Origin of the sequence: Pseudoalteromonas sp. SR45-4, from assembly GCF_014163535.1 — a bacterium.
In the GTDB taxonomy this organism is placed as follows: Bacteria; Pseudomonadota; Gammaproteobacteria; order Enterobacterales; family Alteromonadaceae; genus Pseudoalteromonas; species Pseudoalteromonas nigrifaciens.
The window spans coordinates 1-20,505 of the sequence record NZ_JACJDO010000022.1 but is presented as its reverse complement, the minus strand read 5'-3'; the positions used below and the strand labels follow the sequence as shown (position 1 = coordinate 20,505).

Annotated in this window: 14 protein-coding genes; 7 read left to right on the top strand and 7 right to left on the bottom strand. The window is 41.0% G+C overall.

Annotated features, from left to right (window positions below; translation table 11 throughout):
• The first annotated feature begins 113 nt into the window (after positions 1-113).
• On the top strand, positions 114-512 hold the full coding sequence (locus H5058_RS10650) for a DUF6088 family protein (RefSeq protein ID WP_011329741.1): 399 nt from the start codon (positions 114-116) through the stop codon (positions 510-512).
• Positions 502-1,452: a nucleotidyl transferase AbiEii/AbiGii toxin family protein gene (locus H5058_RS10645; protein WP_041454885.1), complete on the top strand. Its 951-nt coding sequence runs from the start codon at positions 502-504 to the stop codon at positions 1,450-1,452. The genes H5058_RS10650 and H5058_RS10645 overlap by 11 nt, the downstream gene beginning before the upstream one ends.
• Before the next feature lie 163 nt (positions 1,453-1,615).
• On the opposite strand, the gene H5058_RS10640 is transcribed toward H5058_RS10645, so the two are convergent.
• The 3 genes from H5058_RS10640 to H5058_RS10630 form a co-directional block, all read right to left on the bottom strand.
• Complete coding sequence (locus H5058_RS10640; protein ID WP_086996885.1) at positions 1,616-2,596, bottom strand: YecA family protein; 981 nt, start codon at positions 2,594-2,596, stop codon at positions 1,616-1,618.
• Positions 2,597-2,804: 208 nt separating this feature from the next.
• Entirely contained in the window at positions 2,805-3,755 is a 951-nt protein-coding gene (locus tag H5058_RS10635; protein WP_182678113.1) for a glutathione S-transferase family protein, read from the bottom strand.
• Between the two features lie 77 nt (positions 3,756-3,832).
• Positions 3,833-4,288: a DoxX family protein gene (locus H5058_RS10630; RefSeq protein WP_058374694.1), complete on the bottom strand. Its 456-nt coding sequence runs from the start codon at positions 4,286-4,288 to the stop codon at positions 3,833-3,835.
• A gap of 144 nt (positions 4,289-4,432) precedes the next feature.
• On the opposite strand from H5058_RS10630, the gene H5058_RS10625 reads away from it, so the two are divergent.
• The gene (locus tag H5058_RS10625) at positions 4,433-5,320 is read left to right on the top strand and encodes a LysR substrate-binding domain-containing protein (RefSeq protein ID WP_089369321.1); all 888 of its coding nucleotides are present in this window, start codon (positions 4,433-4,435) and stop codon (positions 5,318-5,320) included.
• Positions 5,321-5,411: 91 nt separating this feature from the next.
• Here H5058_RS10625 and H5058_RS10620 read toward each other — a convergent pair whose 3' ends face one another.
• Positions 5,412-7,139 carry a potassium/proton antiporter gene (locus H5058_RS10620; RefSeq protein ID WP_089369055.1) on the bottom strand — a complete coding sequence of 576 codons (1,728 nt, stop codon included), beginning with the start codon at positions 7,137-7,139 and terminating at the stop codon, positions 5,412-5,414.
• Positions 7,140-7,727: 588 nt separating this feature from the next.
• Here H5058_RS10620 and gshA point away from each other — a divergent pair.
• Complete coding sequence (gene gshA / locus H5058_RS10615; protein ID WP_179808334.1) at positions 7,728-9,245, top strand: glutamate--cysteine ligase; 1,518 nt, start codon at positions 7,728-7,730, stop codon at positions 9,243-9,245.
• 181 nt (positions 9,246-9,426) lie between these two features.
• Here the strand turns inward: gshA and H5058_RS10610 are convergent, their stop codons facing one another.
• The gene (locus H5058_RS10610) at positions 9,427-10,992 is read right to left on the bottom strand and encodes a cell surface protein (protein WP_182678111.1); all 1,566 of its coding nucleotides are present in this window, start codon (positions 10,990-10,992) and stop codon (positions 9,427-9,429) included.
• A 69-nt stretch (positions 10,993-11,061) separates the two neighbouring features.
• Positions 11,062-12,528, bottom strand: coding sequence for a dGTPase (gene dgt, locus H5058_RS10605; RefSeq protein WP_182678109.1), 1,467 nt, complete (start codon positions 12,526-12,528; stop codon positions 11,062-11,064).
• 334 nt (positions 12,529-12,862) lie between these two features.
• Between dgt and H5058_RS10600 the strand changes: the two genes are divergently transcribed.
• A complete protein-coding gene (locus tag H5058_RS10600; RefSeq protein ID WP_182678107.1) occupies positions 12,863-14,083 on the top strand; it encodes an alkaline phosphatase family protein in 1,221 nt (406 codons plus the stop codon).
• Positions 14,084-14,267: 184 nt separating this feature from the next.
• Positions 14,268-15,425 (top strand): benzoate/H(+) symporter BenE family transporter, encoded by a 1,158-nt coding sequence (locus tag H5058_RS10595; RefSeq protein WP_089369059.1) that lies wholly within the window; start codon positions 14,268-14,270, stop codon positions 15,423-15,425.
• 704 nt (positions 15,426-16,129) lie between these two features.
• Here the strand turns inward: H5058_RS10595 and hemH are convergent.
• Entirely contained in the window at positions 16,130-17,149 is a 1,020-nt protein-coding gene (hemH, locus tag H5058_RS10590; RefSeq protein ID WP_011329752.1) for a ferrochelatase, read from the bottom strand.
• A gap of 492 nt (positions 17,150-17,641) precedes the next feature.
• Here hemH and H5058_RS10585 point away from each other — a divergent pair, with 492 nt between their 5' ends.
• Positions 17,642-20,185: a TonB-dependent siderophore receptor gene (locus H5058_RS10585; RefSeq protein ID WP_182678106.1), complete on the top strand. Its 2,544-nt coding sequence runs from the start codon at positions 17,642-17,644 to the stop codon at positions 20,183-20,185.
• Positions 20,186-20,505 lie beyond the last annotated feature (320 nt).

The following is a 20,505-nucleotide window of genomic DNA, read 5'->3' as shown; positions in this document are numbered from 1 at the left end:
CAAATTAAGTGTTGATAGCTACCTTACCCAATCTATTATTAAATGTCGTATGTTTGCGTTGTTAAGGTGTCGTATATTTGCTATATTTAATACAAGAAACGAGGGTATTTATTATGACAATAGCAAGTAAAGTAACAACAAGAATAAACCGCTCAAAGCGTTATGTTTTTGATCGTGCTGATTTTGCAGATATTGCTGGTTACGACCAAGTTGGCCGGGTATTAAAAAAGCTGGTTGATAATGGTCATTTATTGCGTATTGGTTATGGGCTTTACACTAAAGCGAGAGAAAATCGCATTACGGGTAAGTTAATGCCGGCATCTCCTGCGGGAGCTGATGGTGTTATATTAGAAGCGATTGAAAAGCTAGGTGTTGACTACAAATTTGATGAGTTTTCACAACGTAGTATCAATGGTGAAAGCTTGCAAATTCCAGCGTCTCTGAAAATAATTACAAATAATCGCTTTAAACGCAAAATTGTCGTAAATAATAGTGCTATTAATGCTAATTGATAGTGACCTGTTTTTAGATGTTGCCGATGCTCTTGGTATGGGTAACCCTGCTATTGTTGAAAAAGATTATTATGTTGTTGCATTACTAAAACTACTTTCTGAATTGTCTTTTGATACGCACTTATTGGTTTTTTCTGGTGGTACCGCATTAACAAAGTCGGGCATTAAAACTCATCGAATGTCTGAAGACATTGATATTAAAATCATACCTACAGATGTGTTTGCTAATATTTCAAAAACACAAAAAAGAAAGGCTAGGAAAGAGTTACATCTTCAATTACTTAATGCCATTAGTCTGCACAACTCTTTTTCGGTAGAAAACCGCCCTACTATTTATGATGAATATCGTTATCAACAAATTGATATACGTTATCCTCAAGCACATTCAAAAGTTCCATGCCTAAGGCCGTTTATTAAGTTAGAGCTGATAGAGACCTTGCTTTATGATCAAGTAGTGAGTAGAGATATATGTTCTTTAATGAATGAGGTCACTCAAAAGCCTCCTGAAGTTGCGCTAATGGGGTTTTCGAGTATTAAGAGTACACAAGCGGAAAAGCTAGTCTCTATGTTGAGGCGAACAGCAAGTTTTGCGCGCGATAATATAAGAGATGATGATCCTGCATTAATACGCCATATTTATGATACGTATTATATTCAACAAGCTGGGCTTGCGAGTGCTTCTGACGTAATGTCTTTGGTAAGTAAAGTTATTGCGGAAGACTTAACGCGTTACTCAAACCAACACGCTGAATTTATGAAAAGTCCGATTGCTGAACTGAAGTTTGGCTTAAGCTTACTACAAACCAATACATTATATGAAGAACGCTTTAACCAATATGTAGTACCTATGGTTTATGGCAATAATAGCCTTAATTGGCAGCAAGCATTTGATGTATTTAAGTTATATTGCAATCAAGTGTTAAATAACATAAAGCTTTAGCTGCCGTCGCCAACGCGACATATAACTCAAATTTGCAATTAAAAGCCTAGGCGCGAGGTAAGCCCCCGCCTACAATTTAAAGGTTTCGGGCTTAGCGCAATGAGGCAATTAGTTATACTATTCGCCTCATTGTGTGAGGCGAATAATAATTGTATGTGTGGTACTAAATTGCAAACTGAAAGGTTTGCGTTAGCAATGGCTGTATATTGGCATTTCCCCTACGCTTTGGATCGATGCTAACAAATCCCCAAAATTCTAAAAAGCGATTGATGAATCGAGATTCAATCAGTCTGCCTAATAGCTCACTCGGACTTGAGTATTGAGACGCTGGAGCGTGACTAAGTAACGCTGGGAATGCGGTAATGACTTCGTCAATTAGTTGCTCGACCGAGGCATGTTTTTGTAGTCGCCACAGCATAAATAGCCAAAATGCGCGCAGATCCACGCTATCGGTAAAGCTGTCGAAGTAACGCCAATTGTATTGCATGATGGCGGCTTCGAGCATAGGGAGGTAAAAAGCATTAATCCCCTGGGTTTGATACAGCTTTTGCACCGATTTTTTAATATGAAAATGGCCACTTTTATAGTAAATAATACCGGCAACATCAGCCAAAGTACGCGTGTAGTGTAGGGCGTTAAACTTATCTTCGTTACTGCCTGCAAATTCACTAATACTGATATGGATGGGGTATTTAGAAACAGCAAAGTTAGGTAGTAGCTCAGAGGCTTGTTTGACTAATTTAGCAGGTAAATTGCCTTTAGCCGTTGCTTTAATTGAGCCGCCTTGTTGCATGGCTTCAGTAAAAATTAATGCTAAATAGCTCATCACTGGGCTACTTGATAAATCTGCTGGAGTATTAAAAGTAACTTTTGTTAATTCGTTGAACGGGGCATAGAGCCAATTAGATATTTGCGTTGGGCAAAGCCCGCAAAAATCACTATCGGCTTGGTTGTTTCGCGCAGCTATTGTTTGTTCTGCGACAAGGTTTAGCTCATCTAAACTTAACTCTGGATTCATGGCTAAAGTTTGCGTTATGTCATCAAATATTTGTGCATGCTGTTTAGTAGATACAGTGTTCATACAACAATGTTTGTGCTTTTTGCCACTGCCACATGGGCAGGGATCATTTCGTCCTAGTTTCATTTATTAGCTCGTTCTGCGCAATATGGGTTTAGTGTTACATCATTATATTTGTTAGTAAATAAAAGCTACGAGCAGAGGGCTAACTGGAAACTGACCGTGGATTGTTTTTTCTCTAAAGCGCAGCGCCTCATACCCTCTTTGTGAATTTTTACTGGCTGTTTAGTTACTTTAGAGCTTCGGCATAATTTTGCCGAAGCTCTAAGCCCGATTAATACTGGCGGTCGCGATCGTGCGGTTGCTCAAATTGTGTTTTAGGCCCTAGTGGTACTACGCCGGTGGGGTTAATAGTTTTGTGGCTGGCGTAGTAGTGTATTTTGGTGTATTCCAAGTCAACAGTGTCTTTAATGCCTGGTACTTGGTACAGCTCAGTGACATAGTTATATAGGTTAGGGTATTCACTAATTTTTTGCTGATTACACTTAAAGTGGCCATGATACACAGCGTCAAAGCGCACTAAAGTAGTAAATAAGCGCCAGTCGGCCTCGGTAATTTGCTCACCAACTAAGTAGCGCTGTGTAGCTAGGCGTTGCTCTAACCAGTCTAGGCTTTCGAATAATGCATGGTAAGCGCTGTTATAAGCACTTTGCGTGGTGGCAAAGCCTGCTTTATATACGCCGTTATTTACCGTGTTGTAAATGCGCTCGTTTACGCTGTCGATTTCTGCTTGTAGTGCTTGCGGGTAGTAGTCGTCGGTGTTGCCGGTTAGCTCGTTAAACGCGGTATTTAAAATACGCATGATGTTTGATGATTCGTTATTAACTATGGTATGGGTTTTTTTATCCCATAAAATAGGAATAGTGGCGCGGCCTTCGTAATTGGCATCGGCTTTTAAATACAATTGGTAGGCGTAATCTAGGTTATAAAGCGGATCGCCGTGCTCACCAAATTCCCAGCCATTTTCGAGCATTTCGGGCTTTACTACGCTAAGTGTAATTACGTTTTCGAGTTGCTTTAATTTACGCATTATCATGGTGCGGTGTGCCCATGGGCAAGCTAGCGACACATATAAATGGTAACGTCCCGCTTCGGGTTTAAATTGGCTATCGGCGGCGTTTGAAATTTGTTGGGTAAAGCGGCTTGCTTGGCGCTCAAACTTACCGCCAGATTTTTTGGTGTCGTACCATTGGTCAACCCATTTTCCGTCTACGATTAATCCCATTATTAACTCCTTAATGTGCTGTAAATGCATAAACACACACCGCATAGCTATGTGGTGTGTGTTTTAAATAACTAATATTACGCTTTGTTTAAGTTACGGTTAATTACGTTATCAAGTGAGAATTTACCGCCACCTTGGATAACTAAAGCCAGTGTGATTGCTAATAGCGCTAGGCCAAATTCGTAACCGTTGTTGCTCATAAATAAGCCGTTATCAATGTGAGTGGTAAATATAGCCACAACCATAGTAATAGCCAGTACAAAGCTAGCAGGTCTTGTTAGTAGACCAACAATTAAAAATAAGCCACCAAAAAATTCTGCACTACCTGCCATTAAGGCCATTAAAAACCCTGGTGCTAGGCCAATTGATTCCATCCATTGTCCTGTGCCTTCTAAGCCATAACCACCAAACCATGCAAATAATTTTTGTGCACCGTGAGCGGCAAAAATAATACCTGCAATAACGCGCAGTGGTACTGCAGCCAGTGATTGTTCAGTTTTAGTGATAACATTAGCAATATTTTTAATAGTCATAATTTTTGCCCTTATTGATGTTAAGTAAGTATGTTTAATTGAGTATGTAGCCATTGTAGTTGTTGTTATGTAATTAAATAACGCCTATTATTTGCTTGATATGTTCAAATAATTTGAATAGTTGTTATTTGGATGAAAAAAACCATGAGTACACCTCCTATTAGTATTGAAGCGTTACTGGTGCTTGACGCTATTGAGCATCGTGGCAGTTATGCGGCAGCCGCAGAGCAATTAAATAAAGTACCTTCGGCGCTGTCCTACATAGTACAAAAACTAGAAGAGCAATTAAACGTGACTTTGTTTCAGCGTCAGGGGCGTCGTGCTGTGTTGACTCCTGCGGGCAAACATTTACTGACCGAGGGGCGCAAGTTGCTTACGGCGATTAATTCATTGTCGGAGCAAACACAAACAATTGCGAACGGCTGGGAGCCAAAAATTCGTATTGCTTTGGATTCTATTATTGATATAAAACCGATATTTACCAGTATAGAGCAGTTTTTAGTAGAGCATAAAAATATTGAAATAGATGTACAAGAACAGGTAATGAACGGCAGCTGGGAAGTGCTGATTGAAGATAAAGTTGATTTAGTTATTGGCGCGCCGTCGCCAGTGCCGAACCAAAAAGGCATTCGCGCGGTTAAAATAGATGAGTATCAAAGTGTACTTGTGGTAAATAGCACGCACCCGTTAGCAACGCAGCAGCAACCACTCGATATGAGTAGCCTTGCTCAGTACCGCAGTGTGATAGTACACGACTCTGCAGAGCAAGAAATTCCATGGTCGGCAAATATAATAGAGGGCACCCAGCGCTTTTTTGTTAGCTCTGTTGCGCAAAAAATTGCGGCTATTATTGCCGGTATAGGTATTGGTTATTTACCCAAGCGTTTAATTGAGCAGTATATAGGGTCGGGGCAGTTAGTGGAGGTAAAGCTAACCGAGCAACGACCTTGCCAAGATCTATTTATTGCCTGGAAAATAACTAATAAAGGTAAAGGGTTGCAACGACTTACCTCACTGTTACTACAACCTTAACGTTGCGCTTTTAAAGCTAACAGCCGTGTAAGGCTGTTAGCTAATAGCTGTATTAAATGTAATTTACTACTTAAAAGCCATGGTAAGCTCTTTATTCTTCTAGGCTTTCATCTAGGGTAATTATAATACCAACGGTAATAATACGGTCGCCAACCATTTCACAAATAGTGAGTTTTACGTCATCAAGTTCAATAAAGTCATCTACCTTAGGTAAGCTGTTTAGCGAGGTTTTTAGTACTTGCTCTAGCGTATCGTTTGGTTCAGCAGCAATATGAATATCGTAAGAATAGGCTATGCTGGCTACGCTGGTATTGCCTTTAACTCTTAGCTCTTTTGCCGAAAGCTCGGTAATATCTTGATCAATCGTGCTTGAAAAAACACAGTCAACAAACTCGCGGGTATGCGGTTTTAGTACCATAAATAGCTGATCGTCTGCCTGTAATAACGTAGAGCCGCGCGGGGCAATAATATTATTATTACGACTGATCATTGCCATTACTGTGCTATCGGGTAGTGCTAATTGCGATAAACGACGGCCAACAGCGCGTGACATTTTGCCTATGGTGTATTCAACAATATCGGCGTCAACATCGCCTAAAGCAGTGATCTCTAACGTGGCTGCGGGAGTCACTGGCGGTGGTAAAGTAAGCTTTAGTTTGCGGGCCATTAAAGCAAGCGTTGAGCCTTGCAGTGTGGCTGAAATTAACACCACAAAAAATACTACGTTAAATATGAGTTCGGCGCCAGGCAGGCCAAACATAAGAGGAAATATTGCTAAAATAATAGGGACTGAGCCGCGTAGCCCAACCCAAGACACTAAGGTGATTTCACGCGCTTTAAAACCAAATAGCGCTAACACCGGAATAACCGCCAAAGGGCGAGCAATAAATATAAGCACTAATGCAATGATCAGTCCCTCAAACCACACATCTAATAACGAGGTTGGGTTTATTAATAAGCCCAACACCACGAACATGGTAATTTGACCTAACCAAGCTAACCCGTCGTGGAATAAAAACGTACTGCGCTGAAACACAAAACGGCTGTTGCCAATAACCACACCGGTAATAAATACCGCTAAAAACCCGCTACCACCAATGTTTGCGGTAATACCAAATGAGAGTAAACCACACGCAGCAACCAATACCGGATACAAACCGGTAGCAACTAATTGAATTTTATTAATTAATTTAACAGAGCTCCAACCCACGGCTAAGCCGACTAATGCGCCTAAGCCCATTTGTGATACAAACATGAGTAATAGGCCTGTGCCTAGCTTCATGTCGTTTACCAGAACCTCTAGTAAGCCTACGGTTAAAAATATTGCCATGGGGTCGTTTGAGGCACTTTCTATTTCGAGGGTGGCTTTTAGTTTGGTGTTTAAATGAATACCGGCATTACGCAGTAGCGCAAATACGGCTGCGGCATCGGTTGAGCCTACAATAGCGCCAAACAATAAGCCTTGTAGCAAAGGAATATCAAGCATGTATGCGGCAGCAACTCCAGTTACTGCGCTGGTAATTAGTACCCCAAGGGTGGCCAACACGGAGGCGGGTTTCCAGACTTTTTTTATCGCTTTTAAGGGCGTTTGCAAACCGCCATCAAATAATATCATTGCTAATGCGAGCGTACCTAAAGAATGCGCCGCTGCTGCATTGTCAAAAAATATGCCTCCGGGGCCATCTTCACCAGCGAGCATACCGACCATTAAAAACATTACCAGTACAGGCAAACCGAGACGAGCTGATAATTTACTGGATACAATACCCAGTAAAATTAATACCGCGGCTAACAATATTATTTGATCAATCAAAAACATATATTATTCTCATTTGTAGCTAAGGGCTGGGTTAGGTCGTTATTGTAAGTTATGCACTAGAGCATGGGATAGTAGTTACTCTGCTGCTAAGTATGAACTGGTTTTCATTTTTTAATAGGTAAAATAATAAGCGATAATAAACATGGGTTTGTTTACACAAAAATGTTTTTAGCTTTTGATATTGTAGCATTATTCTCATTAAATAGGGAGGGCCAGCGTTATAAATAGCAGGTATTAGTAATCTGCTAAAAACTTGCCAAGCTCGGTGTTAAAGGGCCATTTTTAGATGTCATTTTAGCTCGCGCTTTAGGTTTAATATTTACAGTGAGAGTTTTGGGTCAACTTAGCCGCTTTAGTTTTTAACCTTTTAGATTGCTTTTTAAATTTGCACTTCGCCTTTGGCACTATTACCACTTAGTAAAAGTCATTTACACAATGAGGGGATTATTTATTAATGCATAAGAAATATAATGCTCTACTTATTTTTACTAGCACAGTCATCGTATGCCTAGGTTAAGGCGCGAAAGCAGCACAAGTAAAAAGGATCAGGGAAACTTCCTGATTAACTGAATTATTACAGAGGTTTTTATGACGTTATCCCTAACTCCACGCCTAACACAGTTAGCCAATGCTGATTTGATCCAACCATTGGCACATATTAAAAGGGGTATCGAAAAGGAAGCTTTACGAGTAACTACAGATGGTTTGTTGGCACAAAACCCTCATCCTTATAATTTAGGCTCGGCGCTAACTCATCCTCATATCACTACAGATTACTCAGAGTCGTTATTGGAGTTTATTACCCCAGCAGTTGAAAGTATTGATGACACACTCGACTTTTTACAACAATTGCACCGTTATACTGCCACTGAACTAACCGCGCAAAATATATGGCCAGCAAGTATGCCGTGTGCGCTTCAAGGTAATGATAGTGTGCCTATTGCTCAATATGGTAGCTCGGTGCAAGGACAAATGAAGCACACTTATCGTCGTGGGCTAGATATGCGCTACGGGCGTATTATGCAAAGTATTGCGGGTATTCATTTTAATTTTTCATTACCGGATAGCTTTTGGCAGGGGTATCAAACTCTACAGGGTAACCAAGACTCGCTTGCTGATTTTCGTTCTGCTCAGTATTTTGCGCTGATCCGTAACTTTCGTCGCTATGGTTGGTTATTGCTTTATTTATTTGGTGCATCTCCTGCGTTAAGCCGCTCGTTTGTTGATGGCCGCGCGCATCAGTTAGCCAGTTTGGGCAGCGATACGCTTTATATGCCTTATGCAACTTCGTTGCGAATGAGTGGTTTTGGCTATCAAAACGATGCCCAAGCGAGTTTAAATGTAAGTACCAATAACTTAGCTGAATATAGCCGCGATTTAACACAAGCGCTTCACACGCCACATGCACCTTATACGCGTATAGGGGTTGAGGTAAATGGTGAAAAACGTCAGCTAAACGATAATATTTTACAAATTGAAAACGAATACTACAGCGATATTCGCCCTAAACGTGTTACTCACGCGGGTGAAACACCACTGCAGGCTATGAACGATCGCGGGGTTGAATACATAGAAGTACGTAATCTCGATATTAACCCCATGTTGGCGCTAGGTATTGATGACACTCAAATTCGCTTTTTAGATACATTTTTACTGTTTTGCTTATTACAAGATAGCCCAGAAATTGGCGAGCAAGAACAACAGCGCTTGGCACGCAATCATACCCGTGTGACCGAGCAGGGGCGATGCCCTGATTTACTGCTAGAAACTGCTAATGGTGATCTTAGTCGCAGTGCTTGGAGCGAACAGCTATTTGCAGAGCTAGATGCTATAGCAGAGTTACTTGATCAAGCTGGTAGCGGCTACAGTGAGGCGATACAACACTACAAGCCATTATTACAACAGCCAGAGCTAACTCCGTCGGGGCTTATGTTGACGCAGCTTGTCGCTAATAATCAGGATCACAGTGATTGGGTAGGGCAGCGCGCCACTGAGCTCACTGCACAATGGAAAAAAATGCCACTGAGCGCAGCACAAAGCGATTACTTTAAACAGCTTGTAAGCTCATCACACGCAGAGCAGCAAAAGTTAGAGGGTAAGGTTTAGCAAAAGAGCAGCTTTTAGGTGTCGGGCTTTAGCTTTTAGATAGATGATACGACCCCGATAAAGTAAACCGCACTAGGGTCGTATCAAGGTCAATACGCCCTATCAAGCTTGGTACTTGGATTTACTTGTAGGTGCGATTTTATATTGGCACTTAACTTACCAATGTATAAAACCTTTAACTCTATTCTTTAGTTTGCATATTTTTAGCACGCTGCTCGGCTTCGATCAGGGCTTGAGATTTAGGTTCACGTTTTTTCTCTGCTATTTTAGGTTTTACCGATGAATTTGGATCCCAGCTATCATCCAGCGATAGGTTAGCAAATGGGTTGCTGTTGTCTATTTGCACATTTTGCTCTTTAGGCTCAGCTACTGGTTCTGGCTGTTGGTTTGTATCTGCTTTTATTACAGGCTTTGCTTTACTACCTGGTAGCGGTGCATCGGGATCGAAAGTACGTACTTCGGGCTCTTTAAATTCGTGCTCGGTATTAAATGAAGTTGCTTGCTCTGTGGTGCTGTTTACAGGGGGGTGTATATTCGTTGTTGGTTGCTGCGCAATAATTGGCTCTGGGCTGATATTGGCGGGCTCAATTGCATTTTGAGCTGGCGTTTGATCATTAATTGCTGCTGGCGCTTGTTGAGTAACCTGTTGTTGGCGCTGCTTTTTAGTAGGCAGTGGTGCATCGGGATCGAACATGCGTACTTCTGGCTCGGCAAAGTCGCTGGCATTTTTTATTCGCTCTAAGGTGTTTTTAGCCGCGGCTTCAAACTCTGCGGTATTGGGCTCTGCTTTTGTTTTTGTTTTGGGTTTTTCATTACTAAATGTTGTATTTGTTGTTTTAGCTACGGTTTCTGGCTCGCTAGTACTTGCTTGTGGTTTTGCCAGCGCGGCATCAATTTGCTGCATTGAAACAGATTCTGCCGCAATTTGTGCTGTTGTCGTATTTTGCGTATTTACGGCGCTAGGGCTTGGCTTAGCTGCCGATTTAACTACTGATTTAACTGCTGGTTTAACTACTGATTTAGGAGCGGGTGTGGTAACAGCTGGGCTCGTTGGCAGTACTGTTGCCACCTCAGAATTACTTTGTTTAGAGCGGCGCATACGTACTAAAACCATTACGCCAATAAGTACTATTAGCAATAATAATAAGCTAGGTAGCAGTAGTGAGGCGGCGCTTTCGGTGTTTGGTTTTGATACTGGCGTAGGTTTTATATTTGCCGGCTTTTGTGCTGCTGCGATGGGCTCTGCGCTTATTTCTGTCGTGTTTGCCTGTGTACTTTCAGCCACAGGATTTTTTATATCAGTGCTTTTTACATCAGTACTTTTTATATCTGAGCTTTTTACATTAGCAACGGGTTCATCAGTTGTTACTTGGCTTGTTTGACTAGGGCTTGCTTGTAACTCGGTATTAATACTCGCGGTATTGTCTGTCTCAGAGTGTGTTTTTAAAGGCTCAACAATAGGCGCTTTAACCGACTCAGTAATAGGCTCGGGCAGTGCCTTCTGCGGCTCTGGATCATTAACAATAGCATGTGGCTTAGGTTTTGGCTGAGTTGGTGTTACTGCCGGCTTATTGCAATTTTTATTATAGTCGCGCGCGGCATTGCGGTAGCTGCGGCCCGTTTTGTTATTACTGTGCTGCTGCATTTCTTGTTTTATAAGTATGCACATAGCTTGGTTATAGGCTGCGCTATTAAAGCTATAAAATAGGGCAATACAAAGGGTCAGGCGTGTGAGTATTTTTATCATAAAGTTCAGTAGCGCTTAAGCATCAATAGTTTGATTTTAAGCGCTAATTTAAAATATATCTACTGTGGGCTACTCAATTACCATTAGGCTGCGATATTCGTCGTAGGCAAATTGATCGGTCATGCCGCTTATATAATCTTGAATTAACCGGCAGCGGTAATAAAACTCATAGGCGGTAAAGTGATCAGGCTCTTCTTGCATTGCATCTATGGCGTGCTGATAGCTGTTTAAGTGCTTTTTAGAAAGCTTTTTAACCAGTCGCGATTCTATTAATAAGCGTGAATCGCCATTGAGCGCTCGTTTAAAATCGTCACTGCTTAATAATAGCAGTGGTTTGTAACAATCGAGCAGGCCGTTAATAATGCGGTAGCCTTGTAGTTCGAGTTTTTCTACTTCTTTGTTTGAAAATACATATTCAAGCGCCACTTGTTTAAGGGTTATGGTGAGTGCGTGTAAATAGCTGCGATCCTCAAGTAGTGCTTGATTAAAATCGCCATGATAAATGGGTTCTATGTGTTTAATAAAGCGTTTAGCCGCATGATTAACTAACGGATGCAGCAGCGCTACGCGTAAGTATATAAAAAATTCACTATTAAAATTATAAGGTTGTGCGTTGGCACGCTCAAGTGCGTAGTCTACGGCTTTATTTACAAAGTCTTGATGTTGGCTGTCGTCGATAGTGAGGTTTATAAGTACTTTTGTATAATGACTTTTAAGCTTTTGGCATAATAGTTCGGTGCTTATTATGTCTTTTTCTACGGCGTCTTCTATATCGGCTAGGCAATAGGAAATATCATCGGCAGCTTCCATAATATAACTTGCGGGGTGGCGGCAATACGGCTGAATTTCAAGCGCAGTTTGCAGTGCCTCTACAAATTTTTTTTCGCTGTAGTAGTAACCGACCTTTTTCATTAAATAATTTTTGTTTTGTGGTATCTCTTTTTTGTCGAGCCCTGCAGGGCGGGTATATTTTAAAATACCGGCACTTTGGCTGTAGGTTAAATTAAGTAATTGTAATGAGTGAATAATACGTATGCCTTGGGCATTGCCTTCAAAGCTGCAAATGTCGTGTGCTAGGCTTTTAAAAACAACCCCAATACCAGAATTAGGCTGTTTACAGCGCTCGGGGGTTACACTTGCTAAATTATTATTAAACCAATGGTTTATGGCGGCTTCACCAAAGTGACCAAACGGCGGATTGCCTATATCGTGCATTAGGCAGGCCATTTCAACTAGGCTTTCTAACGGCCGCTCTAGCTCGGTGAGTCCGTAGTCTTGCAGCTGCTGATAACTTAGTGATGCAAAAATACGTTGTACTATAAAGCGCCCTACTTGTTGTACTTCTAACGAGTGAGTAAGGCGAGAACGTACCGCGGCGTTGCGCTCTAGTGGAAACACTTGGGTTTTTTGTTGTAGGCGACGAATAGCGGCGCTGTTTATAATTCGGGCCCGATCGCTCTCTAGTGCCATTTGTAAGTTAGCGGTAGTGCGATACATACGTGCGGGGGTTATTTTTTTACTAAAATCGATCATCATCTTGTCCTTTTTTAAGCTGATGACAGGCATAGTTTTAGCGCATCGTCATATGTTTTTCATTAATTTGCTTTAATCTATCAGTTTGTATCTTAAATTAATATATTGCTTTAAGATCGAATTACAAAGCAGGTTTTTAGATGTCAGGTAAAGGTTAGCCAAGTGCGGTGATTGTAGATAGGCGGGAGTTTACCTCGCGCTGTTACTTTGTAGGCGCATAGCTTGCTGGCGCGAAAAGCGTAGCTTTTAATTTTTAGCGCTTTGGTAGAGATGAGCCAAACGTGCTCATTTGCACACATATTTTATAAATAAACGTTATGTTAAACAGGGTATTAAAATGAAACAGTGGATTGTAAAGGCAATATCGGTTTGCCTTTTATTAGGGATGAGTAATGCGTTTGCCGCAAAAGAGCAAACGGTAGTACTTATATCAATTGATGGTATGCGCTGGGATTATATAGAAAAACATGGTGCGCCTAATTTAAAAGCAATGGGTGAGCGCGGTGTTAGAGCGCAAAAGTTGATTCCGGTTTATCCTACCAAAACGTTTCCTAACCATCTTTCAATTATTACCGGCTTACTCCCTGTTAATCATGGCATTGTTGACAATAGATTTTGTGATAAAGCCCGTAATAATGAATGCTATAGCATGGGCAAAGGCTTTACCGATAGTACTTGGGTTAGCGGTACGCCGTTGTGGAACTTGGCTAAAATGCAGGGACTTAAATCGGCAGTTTATTTTTGGCCTGAGTCGGATGCGCGTTTTAACGGCATGACCCCTGACTACTATTTTCATTACTCGCAGCATAGTGACTATCAAGACCGGGTTGATCAAATAGTGCAGTGGTTAAGTTTACCTAAAGCGCAGCGCCCGCGGTTTGTTGCAGGTTATTTTTCATTGGTAGATAGCATGGGACATAAATATGGGCCCGATGCGATTCAAACGCGCGATGCAGTTAAACAACTCGATGAGTTAATGGGGCAGTTACAAGCGCGTTTAAGCAAATTAGATCAAGAAGTAAACTTAGTGATAGTGTCGGATCATGGTATGGCGCAGCTTGATCCAGCTAAAAGTATATTAGTTAGTAGTTTACCTAAAGATGACAACTTTTTAGTAAAAAATACCGGCCCGCGGTTACTTATTTATACAAAACCTGAGGCGGTTAATGCCGATATTGAGGGCTATAAAGCGCGTTTACAACAAGCAGCTAAAGGACGTTATACGGTATTAACGGCTGAGCAGTTAGCGGGCTATCATTATAATAAAGGCACCCGTGTAGGCGATATTGTAGTGCAAACAACGGCACCAGCAATATTTGCTAGTTCAGAAAAAGCAGGCCCTATAGGCACCCACGGTTATGCTTATACCGATGATATGGCAGCAACCTTTTTAGCTGTTGGCCCTGCGTTTAAAAAGGGTATGAGTATTGAGCAAGTTAATAACTTAGATATTTACCCGGTATTGGCAAAAATAATGGGGCTAAAGTTACTTAGTAAAACCGACGGCGACGGTAAAAGCTTAATGCCCGCTGTGCAGCGAAAAATGATAGTGCATTAATCTGTAGTCTAAAAAATAACAGCTTAGGCTGTAAACTACATAATACCTAAGCGGCTAATTAGCCGCTTTTTTATGCCTGTAAACTGACATGACTATTTTTCACTCAAATTAGACCTCTTGCTAATTGCAAAGTATTTAACTGCCACGTATGTTAAAAATATAACAATAATATATAGAGAAACTTATGGCAGGGATTGATCAGTTAGTTAGCCGTGTAATGGCAGGGTTGGTGGCCGTTATTATTGGCTTTACCAGCTCAGTAGCACTGATTTACCAGGTGGTTATTGTGCTTGGTGGCACGCCTGAGTTAGTAGCCAGCTGGATTTTAATGCTGGGCTTAGTAATGGGCAGCACCTCTATTATTTTATCGTATTATTATAAAGTGCCTATATTAATTGCGTGGTCGACTACAGGGGCTGCACTGCTAATTTCTACCGCCGATGGCTATAACCTAAATGAGGCCGTAGGGGCATTTATGCTCTGTGCACTATTGGTATTTTTATCGGGAGTGACGGGCTGGTTTGAAAAAGTTATGAACCGTATTCCCAGTGAGCTTGCCTGTGCCATGCTTGCGGGCGTATTAGTTACTTTTGGCATTGACGTATTTAACTTTATGAACGAATTACCGTTAATGATTGGCTTAATGGTATTAGTTTACTGCATAGGTAAACGTTACTTTGCACGTTTTACTATGTTAAGTGTACTAATAACCGGCGTATTACTGGCGTGGAATATGGGCCATATTGATACCAGCAACTTGCAATGGCAAGCTAGTAGTTTTGCTTATATAGCCCCAAGTTTTAACTTTCAGGCATTTATTAGTATTAGTATTCCTTTATATATAGTAACCATGACCTCACAAAACTTACCCGGTATTGCAGTACTAAAAGCCCATAATTATAAAGCGCCAATTTCGGCGTCACTTAATGTAACGGGTTTTATTAATTTAGTAACAGCGCCATTTGGCACCTATTCAATTAATTTGGCTGCCATAACAGCCGCCATTTGTATGAGTGAAGATGCAGATAAAAACCCCGATAAACGTTATTGGGCGAGCATAGCCGGTGGCGTTTTTTATATTATTATGGCGCTGTGCGCAGCAACATTAGTAGCCGTAGTGGCCAGCTTACCGCAAGCATTAATTTTAGCTTTAGCGGGTATTGCATTATTTGGCACTATTGCTTCAAGCCTGCAGCAAGCACTGCATAGCTCACAATATAGCGAAGCCGCCATAATTACATTTTTAGTCACCGCGTCAGATTTAACCCTGTGGTCGGTAGGCTCAGCTTGCTGGGGAATTATAGCCGGCGTATTAACGCTATTTATTATCCGTAAGGGTTAAAGCATCGGGCAAAGGGCATCGAGCTTAGAGCAAAGGCTCTTTAAGTTATTAATTCACAAAGAGGGCATGAGACGCTGCGCTTTAGAGAAGAAAAAGGATTTGGGCGACGATCTAAGGGCAAAATAAACAGCTATGCTGCTCACGTGTGGGCGCAGCCCGAATGTTTTTCTGATATTAGATTTCTTCTTTTACTGATATCTATTTTATATGTGTCTTTTCATTCACTCTCATTGTCTGCTTTTTGTGCAAAAGTGTTTAAGCCCACTTATTCACAAAGAGGGTATGAGACGCTGCGCTTTTAGAGGAATGATAATGGCAAGAACGATGTATTTTATATTTGCTCATTCACTCTAATTGTCTACTTTTTGTGCAAAAGTATTTAAGCCCACTTATTCACAAAGAGGGTATGAGACGCTGCGCTTTTAGAGGAATGATAATGGCAAGAACGATGTATTTTATATTTGCTCATTTACTCTCATTGTCTACTTTTTGTGCAAAAGTATTTAAGCCCACTTATTCACAAAGAGAGTATGAGACGCTGCGCTTTTAGAGGAATGATAATGGCAAGAACGATGTATTTTATATTTGCTCATTCACTCTCATTGTCTGCTCTTTGTGCAAAAGATCGTTAAGTGATTTATGCACAAAGAGGCGAAGGGCTTCGAGCCTAAAGCCTGATACCTAAATCTGCTCTTTTACTGCCTTTAAAGCATTGGTTTTAATATATCAAACATGGCGTCTATGTGATCGTCTCGCTCGTTTAGTGCAGCAATGTAACGGTATTTCTCACCGCCGGCATGTTCAAAAATTTCACGGTTTTCGCCCTCTAACTCCTCGAGGGTTTCTAAGCAGTCAGCACTAAACGCGGGGCTAATTATGGCAATATCTTTTATGCCTTGTGCAGGAAAGCTTTCAAGGGTAGCGTCGGTATAAGGCTTTAACCATTCTGCTTTACCAAAGCGGCTTTGAAAGGTACTTATTACTTGGTCTTTATCAAGGCCAAGCTTTTCGATTACTAAACGTGTGGTTTGTAGGCATAAACAGTGATACGGATCGCCTCGTTCTAAAAATAGTTTAGGCATACCATGGTACGAAAAAACGAGTTTTTGTGGCATACCATTGGCTGCTAAATCTTCGCTAATACTGTTAGCTAACGACTCTATGTAACGCGTGTTTTTGTGATAGCCGTTTATAAAATGCAGCTCAGGAACCCAGCGCCATTTACGCAGCACGTTTGATACCGCGTCAAAGGTTGAGCCCGTAGTTGGGCTTGAGTATTGTGGGTATAACGGTAATACAATTATGCGCGTAAGGCCTTTATCGCGAAGTTGTTCCAACCCAGCTTCAATTGAAGGGTTGCCGTAACGCATAGCCATAACCACTTCGGTATTGGTATAGCCATGCTCTTTTAATAGCGCATTTAATTTTAGGCTTTGCTGGCGAGTAATATGGGTAAGTGGTGAGCCGTTTTCGGTCCATATACTTTCATAAAGCTTGGCAGAGCGTTTTGGGCGAATACGTAAAATAATACCATGGAGAATAATCATCCATACAAAACGTGGTATTTCTACAATACGTGGATCTGATAAAAACTCACGTAAATAAGTACGCAAAGCACTTGCTGTTGGCGCATCAGGGCTGCCTAAGTTGGTGAGTAATATGCCTGTTTTTTGATTGAAACGCCCATCATGGGGATTATCGGTAACGGCAGAAAATCGCGACACGTTATGCTCCTTCAAGCAAAATATTCAGAAATAACTATTAAGGCATAGTGTAACGAAAAAAAGCACTGTTTAGATCAATCATTTAGTTGTTTTAATTATAATTTTAAAAAATCAGCACGATTAGATACTTTGAGGTTATTACTTTTTATATAAAAACTAAAAAACCTGCCATTTTAGTGCACTGTAAACACCAGGTTACAGGCTGTAAAGCTAAGTAACCATGGTTTGGCTGTAAAATGAGCAGTCAGTGAGTTGAAGGTCAGTGTAAACAATACGTTAACTTTTTAATATTTAAAATAAAATGCCGAGTTGCTGGTATTTTAATCTATTTAAGGTGTTAATTTTCTATTTTAGAAGTTATTTGCATACATAGACTAATTATTTATGCATTTTAGTATCTTTTTATTTGCATATGTTGCTAGGATGTTAGCAGCAAGGTTTGTATGTAACAACCTTTTATAAATTATAAGAACACAAAACAGGGTCGTCACTATGTCAACATATCGTTTAAACACACTCGCTGTTGCCGTTGCTTTTGCTTTTAGCGCGCCAAGCATGGTTAACGCACAAGAAGCACCGGTTAAAGCTGTAAAAAATATTGAGCAAATATCAGTATTAGGATCACGCGTATCTAATCGTACTTCTACTGAATCTTCATCTCCTATTGATTTAATTGACGCGGACGATCTAAATAAAGGTGGCTTTACCGAACTTGGGCAAAGCTTACAAGCAACCGCACCTTCATTTAACTTTTCGCGTACGCAAGTATCTGACGGCTCTGATTTATTTAGACCTGCCACTTTACGTGGTTTACAGCCAGATCAAACACTAGTATTAATAAATGGTAAGCGCCGTCATAATCAAGCCATTTTTGGTTTAACCAGTACGGTTGGTGGTGGTTCAGCGGGCACCGATATGAATGCGATTCCGCTAGTTGCTTTAAAAGGTGTTGAAGTACTACGCGATGGCGCTGCAGCACAGTATGGCTCTGATGCTATTGCAGGGGTTATTAACTTATCGCTTAACAATTCAACCGGCGTTACTACAGGTTATGTACAATATAGCGAAACCGGCGAAGGCGATGGCGAAACAGTATCGGTTGGCTTAAATCGTGGTTTTGATTTAGGCAGCGAAGGTGGATTTATTAACCTATCACTTGAGCACCGTGATGCACAAAGCACTAACCGTGCAGAGCGCGATATTGGCGGCTCACTTGATGTAGCACCTGGTACGCTTTCTAAAGATGTACGCTGGAGCCAAGGTAATGCAGAGAGCGAATTTACCTCACTATTTTATAATATGGCACTGCCAGTTGGTGGCGATAATGAACTTTACTCATTTGGTGGCTATTCTGAACGTACCGCTTTAGGTAATGGTTTTTACCGAAACTTTAATGAAGCTGGCAAAAACGTAACTCAAGTATACGCAGATGGTTTTTTACCGCAGATTTTTAACGAAGCACAAGATATTTCACTTGCACTTGGACTTAAAGGCGAAATTAATACCGACTGGGGATACGATGTATCGGCGGTGTATGGTGAAAACCAATACGACTTTACTTCACGTAACAGCATTAATGCCTCGTATGCGGCAGAGTATGTTGCTAATAACCCAAATGCGAGTGACGCTGATATAGCGGCTAATGCGGGCCCAAGTGGTGGGTATTCAGGTGGTTTCCGTTTTGATCAAACTACAGTTAATGCCGACATTAATGGCATTATAGATATTGGTCGTAGTGAGCCTCTTTATTTGTCGTTTGGCGCAGAGTACCGTAAAGAAAATTACGAAATAGTCCCAGGGGAAGAAGCTTCTTATGCGTGTGGTTTAGCTAATATGGATACCTCGTATCCGTCAGTTAACGATCCTAATCAATTTGCAGAGTGTGGTTTTCAAGCTTATAACGGTTTGCGCCCTGAAGCGTCAAACTCACAAAGCCGCGACAGCTATGCATTTTATGTAGATGCAGAAACCATGATCACCGATGCATGGAACGTAAGTGGCGCACTTCGCTACGAAGATTTCTCGGATGCAGGCGATGATTTAATTGGTAAATTAGCAACGCGTTATGAATTTAATGATGACTTTGCTGTGCGCGCTGCAGCATCAACAGGCTTTAGAGCACCGTCGTTACAACAAAGTGGCTATACAGCATTTACCACTAACTTAGGCTCAGACGGCACGTTAAGCCAATCGTTTACAGCAACCACAGGTTCGGCATTTCCTTCTGCTTTAGGAGTTAATAGTTTAGAGCTAGAAACATCTAAAAACTTAAGCGCAGGCTTTGTTTATGATGTAACCAGCGAGCTTTCGTTAACGGTTGATTTTTACCACGTAGAAATTAAAGACCGTATAACGCTAGGTAGTTTATTATCAGCAGATGATGTGGCATTTAGTGCAGAGGCAGTTGCTGCATTACAAGCAACCGGTGCAGTGCAAGCAAACTATTTCTCAAATTCTTTAGATTCAACTACGCAAGGTGTTGATATTATTGCATCTTACCGTACTGAACTGGACGGTGGTAACTTAGGTATTACTTTTGCGGGTAACCTAAACGAAACTAAAATTGATAATGTAAATGCAGCACCTGGTATTCCAAAAAATGTCGCGCTTGATGATATACAAAGCAGCTTTTTAACGGACGGCCAACCAGGTGAGCGTGGTACGTTAACCTTTGATTATGAGCGCGATGCTTATAGTTCAATGATACGCTTTAACTACTTTGGCGAAACCGATGTTAAATACTTTGCTAACGACCATATTTCGTTACCTGGGTTTTTATCACCTACGGGTTCGTTTAAGCCTACCAGCACGGTTGAGTCAGCAGTATTGGTTGATTTAAACGTGACTTACCAAATTAACGATACGTTTGCTGTATCGGTTGGTGCTGATAACGTATTTGACGAAACGCCAGATGAATTAGGTGATGATGAAGTACTTAACTTTATCTCTAATGGCGGATTTAAATACCCATTACGTGCCGTACCTTATGGTTTTGATGGCCGTACCTACTATGCAAAATTAAGCTTTAGCTTTTAATATTTAGCTAAACAGTAACAAGCGCAGTTATTTACTGCGCTTTTTTTTGCCTTAATTTTATACTAATGAGGGCAGTGAAATAGGGGGAAAGGGGGGGGGACATATTTTTTAAATAGCGCTTTAAATCACTTGCAAGCTTGTAAATTAAGCATACAATCGCCATATATAAGTAACCTGAACTTTGGATAATAAATATATCTCAAGCAGCTACTTTCAGCGCTAACTGCGTTGAATTTACTTGCAATAGGCCAGCTATTGACGCGTAAATTCGCCTTGTTTTCACTGAAAATCTCTGGCTAGAGAAAATAAATTTAAATATA

Excerpts from the sequence above, each read along its gene's own strand:
- H5058_RS10640 (WP_086996885.1), bottom strand. The coding sequence starts at position 2,596 with ATGAAACTAGGACGAAATGATCCCTGCCCATGTGGCAGTGGCAAAAAG.
- H5058_RS10645 (WP_041454885.1), top strand. The coding sequence starts at position 502 with ATGCTAATTGATAGTGACCTGTTTTTAGATGTTGCCGATGCTCTTGGT.
- H5058_RS10625 (WP_089369321.1), top strand. The coding sequence starts at position 4,433 with ATGAGTACACCTCCTATTAGTATTGAAGCGTTACTGGTGCTTGACGCT.
- H5058_RS10635 (WP_182678113.1), bottom strand. The coding sequence starts at position 3,755 with ATGGGATTAATCGTAGACGGAAAATGGGTTGACCAATGGTACGACACC.
- dgt (WP_182678109.1), bottom strand. The coding sequence starts at position 12,528 with ATGATGATCGATTTTAGTAAAAAAATAACCCCCGCACGTATGTATCGC.
- H5058_RS10650 (WP_011329741.1), top strand. The coding sequence starts at position 114 with ATGACAATAGCAAGTAAAGTAACAACAAGAATAAACCGCTCAAAGCGT.
- H5058_RS10610 (WP_182678111.1), bottom strand. The coding sequence starts at position 10,992 with ATGATAAAAATACTCACACGCCTGACCCTTTGTATTGCCCTATTTTAT.
- H5058_RS10620 (WP_089369055.1), bottom strand. The coding sequence starts at position 7,139 with ATGTTTTTGATTGATCAAATAATATTGTTAGCCGCGGTATTAATTTTA.
- H5058_RS10600 (WP_182678107.1), top strand. The coding sequence starts at position 12,863 with ATGAAACAGTGGATTGTAAAGGCAATATCGGTTTGCCTTTTATTAGGG.
- H5058_RS10630 (WP_058374694.1), bottom strand. The coding sequence starts at position 4,288 with ATGACTATTAAAAATATTGCTAATGTTATCACTAAAACTGAACAATCA.
- gshA (WP_179808334.1), top strand. The coding sequence starts at position 7,728 with ATGACGTTATCCCTAACTCCACGCCTAACACAGTTAGCCAATGCTGAT.
- H5058_RS10585 (WP_182678106.1), top strand. The coding sequence starts at position 17,642 with ATGTCAACATATCGTTTAAACACACTCGCTGTTGCCGTTGCTTTTGCT.
- H5058_RS10595 (WP_089369059.1), top strand. The coding sequence starts at position 14,268 with ATGGCAGGGATTGATCAGTTAGTTAGCCGTGTAATGGCAGGGTTGGTG.